Annotated in this window: 8 protein-coding genes and 2 pseudogenes; 3 read left to right on the forward strand and 7 right to left on the reverse strand. The window is 68.8% G+C overall.

Annotated elements, in window-relative coordinates:
- Positions 1–171: 171 nt before the first annotated feature.
- Both AB8Z36_RS16340 and AB8Z36_RS16345 read right to left on the reverse strand, forming a co-directional pair.
- Positions 172–282: pseudogene (locus AB8Z36_RS16340) on the reverse strand ((2Fe-2S)-binding protein); the annotation flags it as partial.
- 116 nt (positions 283–398) lie between these two features.
- Positions 399–746 carry a hypothetical protein gene (locus AB8Z36_RS16345; protein WP_369214038.1) on the reverse strand — a complete coding sequence of 116 codons (348 nt, stop codon included), beginning with the start codon at positions 744–746 and terminating at the stop codon, positions 399–401.
- A gap of 317 nt (positions 747–1,063) precedes the next feature.
- Between AB8Z36_RS16345 and AB8Z36_RS16350 the strand changes: the two genes are divergently transcribed.
- Both AB8Z36_RS16350 and AB8Z36_RS16355 read left to right on the forward strand, forming a co-directional pair.
- The gene (locus tag AB8Z36_RS16350; protein ID WP_369214039.1) at positions 1,064–2,056 is read left to right on the forward strand and encodes a helix-turn-helix transcriptional regulator; all 993 of its coding nucleotides are present in this window, start codon (positions 1,064–1,066) and stop codon (positions 2,054–2,056) included.
- Positions 2,056–2,724: pseudogene (locus tag AB8Z36_RS16355) on the forward strand (LuxR C-terminal-related transcriptional regulator); the annotation flags it as partial. The gene AB8Z36_RS16350 and the pseudogene AB8Z36_RS16355, both read left to right, overlap by 1 nt.
- 24 nt (positions 2,725–2,748) lie before the next feature.
- On the opposite strand, the gene AB8Z36_RS16360 reads toward AB8Z36_RS16355, so the two are convergent.
- From AB8Z36_RS16360 to dnaK, 5 genes are all read right to left on the reverse strand, one after another.
- Positions 2,749–3,252, reverse strand: coding sequence for a hypothetical protein (locus tag AB8Z36_RS16360; RefSeq protein WP_369214040.1), 504 nt, complete (start codon positions 3,250–3,252; stop codon positions 2,749–2,751).
- Between the two features lie 123 nt (positions 3,253–3,375).
- Positions 3,376–3,837 carry a heat shock protein transcriptional repressor HspR gene (locus AB8Z36_RS16365; RefSeq protein ID WP_369214041.1) on the reverse strand — a complete coding sequence of 154 codons (462 nt, stop codon included), beginning with the start codon at positions 3,835–3,837 and terminating at the stop codon, positions 3,376–3,378.
- Between the two features lies 1 nt (position 3,838).
- On the reverse strand, positions 3,839–5,035 hold the full coding sequence (gene dnaJ, locus AB8Z36_RS16370) for a molecular chaperone DnaJ (RefSeq protein ID WP_369214042.1): 1,197 nt from the start codon (positions 5,033–5,035) through the stop codon (positions 3,839–3,841).
- Positions 5,036–5,068: 33 nt separating this feature from the next.
- Positions 5,069–5,788, reverse strand: a complete 720-nt coding sequence (gene grpE / locus AB8Z36_RS16375; RefSeq protein WP_369214043.1) for a nucleotide exchange factor GrpE — start codon at positions 5,786–5,788, stop codon at positions 5,069–5,071.
- Positions 5,788–7,647: a molecular chaperone DnaK gene (gene dnaK / locus AB8Z36_RS16380; RefSeq protein WP_369214044.1), complete on the reverse strand. Its 1,860-nt coding sequence runs from the start codon at positions 7,645–7,647 to the stop codon at positions 5,788–5,790. Before dnaK ends, grpE begins: the two co-directional genes overlap by 1 nt.
- Before the next feature lie 265 nt (positions 7,648–7,912).
- Here dnaK and AB8Z36_RS16385 point away from each other — a divergent pair, with 265 nt between their 5' ends.
- The gene (locus AB8Z36_RS16385; protein WP_369214045.1) at positions 7,913–10,195 is read left to right on the forward strand and encodes a (Fe-S)-binding protein; all 2,283 of its coding nucleotides are present in this window, start codon (positions 7,913–7,915) and stop codon (positions 10,193–10,195) included.
- The last annotated feature ends 119 nt before the right edge of the window (positions 10,196–10,314 follow it).

A 10,314-nucleotide genomic window follows, 5' to 3' on the forward strand; every position in this document is an offset into this window, starting at 1 on the left:
GAGCCCGAGCTGATCGAGGCGGCGGAGCTGCGCTACGAGGAGCGCTACGGACGCAGGCCGTCGCCGAACCCCGGGCGGGTGCTGATCGAGATCCGGGTGACGCGGGCGRTGGGCAAGGTCTGACCCGGCGGGCGGCACGCACGGGTGACGGTGTGCGCGCACACCACAGCGGCGCYAGGCGCGGATCTCCTCCTCGTCGTCACGGGTGACGACGATCGGTTCACCGAGCAAAGTCACCATCAACGAGTCACCGCGGTGGGGGATCGCGGTCACCAGGTCGATGAACTGTCACCCCGCGCCTTCGCCCCTGGCCATTTCGCGGCGGAGGTGTTCAGGTCCACGGTGGCGCCGCTGCTGGGGGAAGTACCTGCGCGATCTACAACGACGGGGGAATCGCGTCAGGCACTGCGGGGGGTGGCTGTGATGCTGTCGGACGCGTCGGCCGCGTCCGGGCCCTGTTCTCCGACGATCCGGTGGTCGCGCCGGTCGAGATTGACGAAGACCATGCCGTACCTGACGGCACACCGCACGGGCTGGGGTGCCCCTCGCGGCCGCCGCAGGCACCGGTAGGCGCGGATCTCCTCCTCGTCGTCACGGGTGACGACGATCGGTTCACCGAGCAAAGTCACCATCAACGAGTCACCGCGGTGGGGGATCGCGGTCACCAGGTCGATGAAGTGCCAGCCGGAGCGGTAGGCCGTGGCCATTTCGCGGCGGAAGGTCCGGTCGTCGGGGGGAGTGCTCATGAGTTCACTGCCCCTGCGCCGGGCAGGACGTTCCAGGACACGTCGCCCTGAGGCTTCGCCGTCGTCTCCACGGCTCGCGAGTCGCCCCCCGACGAGTTCCAGGACACATCTTGCGCGGTTGCAACCGCGAAGGCGGTTGCAGCGAAGGCGACGACTAGCGCCGAGCGAAGCATTTTCGTGAACATCGTCAGCTTCGTCCTCACTTGGTAGGTTCCTCTCCCCCGGCTCCAGAAAGACGATGTCTCAAACCAGCACGTCGAGGCCACAGGATCGATGCATCATGTTCCTGTACGTACAGGACCCTGGGGGGTGGAGAATTGCTCACAATAGGCACGAAACCGACACATCCCCACCCCATCACCGAACTGTGCGACGACGGCGCACGGCTCTACGCGAGCGCGTTGAGCGCGGGTCGTATCGCCCGTGCAGATGTTGAAGCAGCACCCTGTCTGGTGGAATTCGCCCTGCTGCATCCCGACCCGGATGACGCGAACTGGCTCCGCCCGGTCCCGCCGTCCGCCATACTCGCGCAGCGCCTCCAGCCCATCGAGCGCGAGATCAGGGACCGCAGAAAGCTGACGGTTGAACTGACCGATGCTTTCGAGCCCTTCATGCACATCAGCGCACAGCCCTCGGTGGCCACCCACGCGATCACCGTCCTGGAGGGCCTGCAGAGCATCAACGCCACGCTCGACGCGGCGACAGCGGCGTGTTCGGACGAAATCCTCACCATCCAGCCCGGCGGCGTACGGGGCGGCGACATGCTCTCCCAGTCGCTCGCACGCGTGAAGGAACCCCTCAGCCGCGGTGTGCGGATGCGCACGCTCTATCAGCACACGGTGCGCCACGGCCCCGGCGTCTTCGCCTACCTGGAACAGCTCGATCCACGCCAGATCCAGGTCCGTACGCTCGAACAGCTCATCGACCGGATGATCATCTTCGACCGTTCGACGGCCGTCATCCCCGCGCGCCGCGACCGCCAGGTGGCACTGGAACTGCGCCACCCCGGCCTCGTCGAGTACCTGGCGTCCGTCTTCGACCAGTTCTGGCAGCAGGCGACGCCGCTGCGCGAGGAGACGCCGTACACCCCGGTCGCGCACGACGGCATCACCGGCGTCCAGCGCACGATCGCCAAGCTCCTCATCGAGGGCCATGTGGACGAGGCCATCGCGCGCAGACTCGGCATGAACGTCCGCACCTGCCGCGCCCACATAGCCAAGATCGCCGCCGCCCTCGGCAGCGGCAGCCGGGCCCAGCTCGGCTACCTCATCGCCCAGTCGGGCATCCTCGACCAGGGCCGCACCGGGTGACGCGCGTGCCACCCGCGATCACCGTCCTCGACGGGCTCGACCGGATCAACGCCGCGATCGACCGGGCCATGGAGGACGTCACCGAGGAGTTCCTCGCGGTGCAGCCGGGCGGGGTGCGACCGCCGGAGATCCTGGCCGAGGCCTTCCCCAGGGACCAGGCCGTCCTCAGCCGGGGCTGCCGGATGCGGACGCTCTACCAGCACCCCACCCGGTACTCCCTGCCCGTCCTCGCCTATTTCGAGCAGCTGGAGGGCGACGCCGAGGCGCGCACGATGGACGAGGTGACCGAGCGGCTCTTCGTCTTCGACAGGACCGTGGCGTTCATCCCGGCGAGCAAGGACCGCAGCGTCGCCCTCGAAGTGCGCCACCCCGCCCTGGTCGAGCACTTCGCCACCACCTTCTGGCGGCTGTGGCGGCTCGCCACGCCCATGTATCCGCAGGCGGCCCCGCAGCTCCCCACGGGCGGCGTCACGGCCCGCCAGCACGCCATAGCGGGCCTCCTGGTCGAAGGCCTCACCGACACCGAGATCGCCGACCGGCTCGGCATGAACGTACGCACGGCCCGCGTCCACATCGCCAAGCTCGCCGCGGTGCTCGGCAGCGGCAGCCGGGCCCAGCTCGGCTACCTCATCGGCCGCTCGGGCATCCTCGACGCCCCGCACACGTGAGGGCGCGGGGCACCGACCGCCCGCTCAGAGACCCAGCCACTCGGTGAGCAGCGCCTCCCGCTCGGAGGCGCGCGGGGTGCCGCCCTCGTGGCGGCGGCCAAACTCCGACATCGCCGCGAGCGTCGTGTGCAGCGTGGCCGCGCCGTCCGTCAGCCGGGTGAGCAGCGCGCGCGAGAGGTCGTACTCCCGCTGGGAGTAACCGATCGCCGCCGCCGTGTACGCCGTCAGCGCCCTGCTGCCCCCGGCGCCGCCCACCCGGACCGTCATCATGGGCGCGTCGTCGGTGCCGCCGAGGCTCATCGTCAGGACCATGTCGACCGCCGCGCCCACATGCCGCTTCAGCGTCTTGAACGGCACGTCGTCGACGGTCAGCGAGCGCACGTCCTCCCAGAGCAGCAGGCCGGACTGCTTGTCTCCGAGGGCGAGGACGCCCTCCGGGGTCAGCCGCACCCCGGGGGCGAGGCCGGACGGCTTGGCGCCCACGTACACATCGCCCTCGGCGATCCAGAACAGTCCCACCATGGCCATGCCGAACTACCCGCTTCCCCCGGTCACAAAATGATCATTTCTACGGTCGTGAGACGCAACGCGCGCCGGGGCCGGGAGGTTCCCACCTCCCGGCCCCGGCGCGCGTTCGCGACGACCGCGGACTCAGTCCGCCGACCGCTTGGGCCGCCAGACCACCAGCGCGCTCGCCTGCTGCACGTCCTGGTACGGCACCAGGTCGCGGCGGTACGAGGCGTGCACCGCGGCCTCCCGCTGCTGCATGGCCGCGGCGGCTCCCTCCACGGCCGCGGAGAGCTCCGCGACCCGCGACTGGAGCGCGGCGACCTGGTTCTCCAGCTCGATGATGCGCTTGATGCCGGCGAGGTTGATGCCCTCCTCCTGCGACAGCTGCTGCACCGTGCGGAGCAGTTCGATGTCACGGGCGGAGTACCGCCTGCCCCGGCCCGCGGTGCGGTCCGGGGAGACGAGGCCGAGGCGGTCGTACTGGCGCAGGGTCTGCGGGTGGAGGCCGCTGAGCTGGGCGGCCACCGAGATGACGTACACCGGCGTCTCGTCGGTGAGTTGGTAGGCCCTACTGAAACCGGACTGTCGACGACGGCCGTCCATCTCATGCTCCCTTCGCGGCCTTGAACAGTTCTGCCCGCGGGTCGCCGCCCGCGGTCGCCTCGCGGTACGACTCCAGGGCTTCCTTCGCGGAGTCGGAGAGTTCGGTCGGGACCGACACCTCCACCGTCACGAGCAGATCGCCCCGCGTGCCGTCCTTGCGGACCGCGCCCTTGCCCCGGGCGCGCATCGTACGGCCGTTGGGCGTGCCGGGCGGCAGCTTCAGCGTGACGGGCGGGCCCCCGAGGGTCGGCACCTTCACCTCGCCGCCCAGGGCCGCCTCCGGATACGTCACCGGGACCGTCACCGTCAGGTTGTCGCCCTTGCGCCCGAAGACCGGGTGGCTGTCGACGTGCACCACGACATACAGGTCACCGGCGGGGCCGCCGCGCTCACCGGGCGCACCCTTGCCGCGCAGCCTGATCCGCTGGCCGTCGGAGACGCCCGCGGGGATGCGCACCTGCATGGTGCGGGACGACTTCGCGCGGCCCGAGCCGCCGCAGACCTCGCAGGGGTCCTGGGCGATGAGGCCCCGGCCCTTGCAGTCCACGCACGGGTCGGTCAGCGAGAAACCGCCGCCACCGCCCCGCGAGACCTGGCCCGTGCCGACGCAGGTCGGGCACACGCGCGGTGTGCCGTTCTTGTCGCCGGTGCCGGAACAGGCCTTGCAGGCCGCCTGGGAGGACATGCGCAGCGGCACCGTCGCGCCGTCGACCGCCTCCGTGAAGCTCAGCGTGACCTCGGACTCGATGTCCTGGCCGCGCCTCGGCTGCGTACGCGTGCCGGCTCCGGCACTCGCGCCGCCGCGGTTGAACAGGCCCCCGAAGACGTCACCGAGGCCGCCCCCGAAGCCGCCGGCCGCACCGCCGCCGCCTCCGCCCGGGGCGCCGCCTCCGAAGAGGTCGCCCAGGTCGAAGTTGAACGATCCGCCGCCGGCCCCGGGGCCCTGCCGGAATCCGCCGTTGCCGAAGAGAGCACGCGCGTCGTCGTACTCCTTGCGCTTCTTGGGGTCACCGAGGACGTCGTTCGCCTCGGAGATCTCCTTGAAGCGCTCCTCCGCCTTGACGTTTCCCTTGTTGGCGTCCGGGTGGTTCTCGCGTGCGAGCTTCCGGTACGCCTTCTTGATCTCGGCCTCGGTGGCGTCCTTGGGGACGCCGAGGACCTTGTAATAGTCCTTCTCGATGAAGTCCTTGGTGCTCATCCCCGACGTCCCTCCTCACTCATGTCGTGACCGTCAGCCCTCGTCCGGGCCACCGGTCTCCTTCTCGTCCGCCTTCTCCGCGCCCGCCGCGGGGCCCGCGGAGCCATCGGCCTCGTCGCCCTTGACGGTCTGCGCGCCGGGCTGCGGCTCGGCGACGGCCACCCGCGCGGGGCGGATGGTGCGCTCGCCGATGCGATACCCCGGCTGGAGGATCGCGACGCACGTCGTCTCGGTGACGTCCGGTGCGTAGCTGTGCATCAGGGCCTCGTGGATCGTCGGGTCGAAGGGCTCGCCCTCCTTGCCGAACTGCTGGAGGCCCAGCTTGGCGACGACCGTCTCCAGCGACTCGGCGACCGACTTGAAGCCGCCGACCAGCTCGCCGTGCTCCCGCGCGCGGCCGATGTCGTCGAGCGTCGGCAGGAGCTCGGACAGGAGGTTCGCCGAGGCGATCTCCTTGACCGTCACCTTGTCCCGCTCCACCCGGCGGCGGTAGTTCTGATACTCGGCCTGGAGCCGCTGGAGGTCGGCGGTGCGCTCGTTGAGCGCGGTGCGCACCTGGTCCAGCTGGGCGGTCAGGCCGACCGTGTTCGCGTCCTGGGCGGACGTCTTGCTCTCCGTGTCCCCGGCCGGGGCCGCCGCGCCCTCCTCGGTGGAGGGCTCGGCGGCCTTCGGCGCCGCGTCATCAGAGGTGGCGCCGGAGGGGACGTCAGACTTGTCGGCGTTCTCGCCGAAGCCCGGGGTCTCCTCGGTCATCAGGCGGCGCCACCCTTCTGGTCCTTCTCGTCGTCGACGATCTCGGCGTCGACGACGCCGTCGTCGTCCTTGGCCTGGTCGCCGCCGGGGGCCGCGCCCTCGGCGCCGCCCGCGGCCTGCGCGCCCTGGGCGTCGGCGTACATCGCCTGGCCCAGCTTCTGCGAGACGGCGGCGACCTTCTCGGTGGCGGTGCGGATCTCGGCCGTGTCCTCGCCCTTGAGCTTCTCCTTCAGCTCGCCGACGGCTTCCTCGACCTCGGTCTTGACGTCACCGGGGACCTTCTCCGCGTTGTCCGCGAGGAACTTCTCCGTCTGGTAGACGAGCTGCTCGCCCTGGTTGCGGGACTCGGCGGCCTCGCGGCGGGCGTGGTCCTCGTCCGCGTACTTCTCGGCCTCCTGGCGCATGCGGTCGACCTCGTCCTTCGGCAGCGAGGAGCCGCCGGTGACGGTCATCTTCTGCTCCTTGCCCGTGCCCAGGTCCTTCGCGGTCACGTGCATGATGCCGTTGGCGTCGATGTCGAAGGAGACCTCGATCTGCGGGACGCCGCGGGGCGCCGGGGGCAGACCGGTCAGCTCGAACATCCCGAGCTTCTTGTTGTACGCCGCGATCTCGCGCTCGCCCTGGTAGACCTGGATCTGGACGGACGGCTGGTTGTCCTCGGCCGTCGTGAAGATCTCGGAGCGCTTCGTCGGAATCGTGGTGTTCCGCTCGATGAGCTTGGTCATGATGCCGCCCTTGGTCTCGATGCCGAGGGACAGCGGGGTCACGTCGAGGAGCAGGACGTCCTTGACCTCACCCTTGAGGACACCGGCCTGGAGCGAGGCGCCGATGGCGACGACCTCGTCCGGGTTCACACCCTTGTTGGCGTCCTTGCCGCCGGTGAGCTCCTTGACGAGCTCGGCGACGGCGGGCATACGGGTGGAGCCACCGACGAGAACGACGTGGTCGATCTCGGAGAGCTGGATGCCCGCGTCCTTGATGACGTTGTGGAACGGCGTCTTGCAGCGCTCCAGGAGGTCGGACGTGAGCTGCTGGAACTGGGCGCGGGTGAGCTTCTCGTCCAGGTGCAGCGGGCCCTCGGCGGACGCCGTGATGTAGGGCAGGTTGATCGTGGTCTCCGTGGAGGAGGACAGCTCGATCTTGGCCTTCTCGGCCGCCTCGCGCAGGCGCTGGAGCGCCATCTTGTCCTTGGAGAGGTCCACGCCGTGGCCGTTGTTGAACTGCTTGACCAGGTAGTCGACGACGCGCTGGTCCCAGTCGTCACCACCGAGGTGGTTGTCGCCGTTCGTGGCCTTCACCTCGACGACGCCGTCGCCGATCTCCAGGAGCGAGACGTCGAAGGTGCCGCCACCGAGGTCGAAGACCAGGATGGTCTGGTCGTCCTTGTCCAGGCCGTACGCCAGGGCGGCGGCGGTCGGCTCGTTGACGATGCGCAGGACGTTCAGACCCGCGATCTCGCCGGCCTCCTTGGTGGCCTGGCGCTCGGAGTCGTTGAAGTACGCCGGGACGGTGATGACCGCGTCGGCGACCTTCTCGCCCAGGTACGCCTCGGCGTCGCGCTTCAGCTTCTGCAGGATGAACGCCGAGATCTGCTGGGGGTTGAACCCCTTGTCGTCGATGTCCACCTTCCAGTCGGTGCCCATGTGGCGCTTGACCGACCGGATGGTCCTGTCGACGTTGGTGACCGCCTGGCGCTTGGCCACCTCGCCGACGAGCACCTCGCCGTTCTTCGCGAAGGCGACGACGGACGGCGTGGTCCTGGCGCCTTCGGCGTTGGTGATGACGGTGGGCTCGCCGCCTTCGAGAACGCTGACGACGGAGTTAGTCGTGCCCAGGTCGATGCCGACCGCACGTGCCATTTCGGTTCCTCCAGATGTACTTCTTGAGTGGATCTGACTCAAGCATGCATGGTCGCTTCGCTGGAGTCAACAGAGCTGAGTCAAGGGGGCTCAACTCTTATCTCGTACTTACGCGCAACCTGCGGGGAACCGGCAAGGGTTGCCTGAGCGACGCAGATCACCGCGTCGCTGGCTACAGTGCGACGGGTTAAATGGGTAGTCTCAGACGGACTGCATAAGTTACCGCTTAGTAATAGTTCGCCTCGCAGGCCCGAGGAGCCCCCAAATGCAACTCGCCGCGATCATCGTGTCGCTGGTCCTAATCGCGGTCGGCGTCGCGCTGTTCGGCCGTGCCATCGTGCAGATCTACCGGTTCGTGCGGCTCGGTCAGCCGGTGCCCGCCGGACTGCGGACCGACAACCCCTGGCAGCGCACCGTCACCGTGGTCAAGGAGTTCCTCGGCCATACGCGCATGAACAAGTGGGGCATCGTCGGCTTCGCGCACTGGTTCGTGGCGGTGGGCTTCTTCTCGCTGCTGCTGACGATCGTGAACGCCATCGGCCAGCTCTTCCAGGCCGACTGGATGCTGCCGATCATCGGCGAGTGGGCGCCGTACAACGTCTTCGTCGAGTTCATCGGCACGATGACGGTCCTCGGCATCCTCACGCTCATCGTCATCCGGCAGCTCAACCGCCCCGACAAGCCGGGGCGCAAGTCCCGCTTCGCGGGCTCCAAGACCGGCCAGGCGTACTTCGTCGAGACAGTCATCCTCATCGTCGGTGTCTGCATCTTCACGCTGCACGCCCTTGAGGGCGCCCAGCACCACGTCGACGGCTACGAGGCCTCGTTCTTCATCTCCTACCCGGTCGTCTCCTGGTTCGAGGGGATGGACACCTCCACCCTCCAGAACCTGACGTACTTCTTCGCCGGGCTGAAGATCGCGACCTCGTTCATCTGGATGATCGTCGTCGCCCTGAACACCAACATGGGCGTGGCCTGGCACCGCTTCCTGGCCTTCCCCAACATCTGGTTCAAGCGCGAGGCGACCGGCGGGACCGCCCTCGGCGAGCTCCAGCCCATGACCTCCGGCGGCAAGCCGATCGACTGGGAGGACCCGGCCGACGACGCCGTCTTCGGTGTCTCCCAGGTCGAGCAGTTCTCCTGGAAGGGCCTGCTCGACTTCTCCACCTGCACCGAGTGCGGACGCTGCCAGTCGCAGTGCCCCGCGTGGAACACCGGCAAGCCGCTCTCCCCGAAGCTGCTCATCATGTCGCTGCGCGACCACGCGCACGCCAAGGCCCCGTATCTGCTCGCGGGCGGCGGCAAGACCATGGAGGGCGACGAGAAGGCGACCGAGGAGCAGCTCAAGGACGTGCCCGCCGAGGCCCTGGCCGAGGCCGAGCGCCCCCTGATCGGCACGGTCGAGGAGAACGGCGTCATCGACCCGGACGTCCTGTGGTCCTGCACCACCTGCGGCGCCTGCGTCGAGCAGTGCCCGGTCGACATCGAGCACATCGACCACATCGTCGACATGCGCCGCTACCAGGTGATGATCGAGAGCGCGTTCCCGTCCGAGGCGGGCACGATGCTCAAGAACCTGGAGAAGAAGGGCAACCCCTGGGGCCTCGCCAAGAAGCAGCGCCTGGAGTGGCTCAAGGAGCTCGACTTCGAGGTGCCGGTCGTCGGCAAGGACATCGAGGACCTCACCGAGGTCGAGTACCTGTACTGGGTCGGCTGCGCCGGTGCCCTCGAAGACCGCGCCAAGAAGACCACGAAGGCCTTCGCGGAGCTGCTCAACATCGCGGGCGTCAAGTTCGCGATCATGGGCGGCGACGAGAAGTGCACCGGTGACTCCGCCCGCCGCCTCGGCAACGAGCCGCTGTTCCAGCAGCTCGGCCAGGAGAACGTCATGGCGCTGAACATGGCGTTCGGCGAGGAGCTCGACGACGACGGCAAGGTCACGCCCGAGTCGGCCAAGCCGAAGACGGCGAAGAAGATCGTCGCCACCTGCCCGCACTGCCTCAACACGCTCGGCAACGAGTACCCGCAGCTCGGCGGCGACTACGAGGTCATCCACCACACCCAGCTCCTCCAGCACCTCGTCGACGAGGGCAAGCTGGTCCCGGTGACCCCGGTCGAGGGCATCATCACGTACCACGACCCGTGCTACCTGGGCCGCCACAACAAGATCTACACGCCGCCGCGCGAGATCATCGGCAAGGTCCCCGGGCTGCGCAACGAGGAGATGCACCGCCACAAGGAGCGCGGCTTCTGCTGTGGCGCCGGTGGCGCCCGGATGTGGATGGAAGAGCGCATCGGCAAGCGCATCAACACGGAGCGGGTCGACGAGGCGCTGTCCCTCAACCCCGACATCGTCTCCACCGCCTGCCCCTTCTGCCTCGTCATGCTCACGGACTCGGTCAACGGCAAGAAGAACGATGGCAAGGCCAAGGAGTCCCTCCAGGTCGTCGACGTCGCCCAGCTCCTACTCGACTCCGTGAAGACCCCGGCCGACCCGACGGACGCCGAGGAACCGACGGACGCACCGGAGCCGGAACCGGTGAAGTAGCCCCCCGGCCACCTCGGCAGGCCGTCACCCCAGCAGGCCGCCACACCAGCAGGCCGGTTCCGCCTCCGGGCGGGACCGGCCTGTTGCGTTTCCCCTGCCCTGGGGAGAGCATCATGGGC

Source organism: Streptomyces flavofungini (assembly GCF_041028215.1).
In the GTDB taxonomy this organism is placed as follows: Bacteria; Actinomycetota; Actinomycetes; order Streptomycetales; family Streptomycetaceae; genus Streptomyces; species Streptomyces flavofungini_B.

Coding starts and splice junctions, on each gene's coding strand:
- AB8Z36_RS16345 (WP_369214038.1), bottom strand. CDS start 746: ATGAGCACTCCCCCCGACGACCGGACCTTCCGCCGCGAAATGGCCACG.
- AB8Z36_RS16360 (WP_369214040.1), bottom strand. CDS start 3,252: ATGGCCATGGTGGGACTGTTCTGGATCGCCGAGGGCGATGTGTACGTG.
- AB8Z36_RS16365 (WP_369214041.1), bottom strand. CDS start 3,837: ATGGACGGCCGTCGTCGACAGTCCGGTTTCAGTAGGGCCTACCAACTC.
- dnaJ (WP_369214042.1), bottom strand. CDS start 5,035: ATGAGCACCAAGGACTTCATCGAGAAGGACTATTACAAGGTCCTCGGC.
- grpE (WP_369214043.1), bottom strand. CDS start 5,788: ATGACCGAGGAGACCCCGGGCTTCGGCGAGAACGCCGACAAGTCTGAC.
- dnaK (WP_369214044.1), bottom strand. CDS start 7,647: ATGGCACGTGCGGTCGGCATCGACCTGGGCACGACTAACTCCGTCGTC.
- AB8Z36_RS16385 (WP_369214045.1), top strand. CDS start 7,913: ATGCAACTCGCCGCGATCATCGTGTCGCTGGTCCTAATCGCGGTCGGC.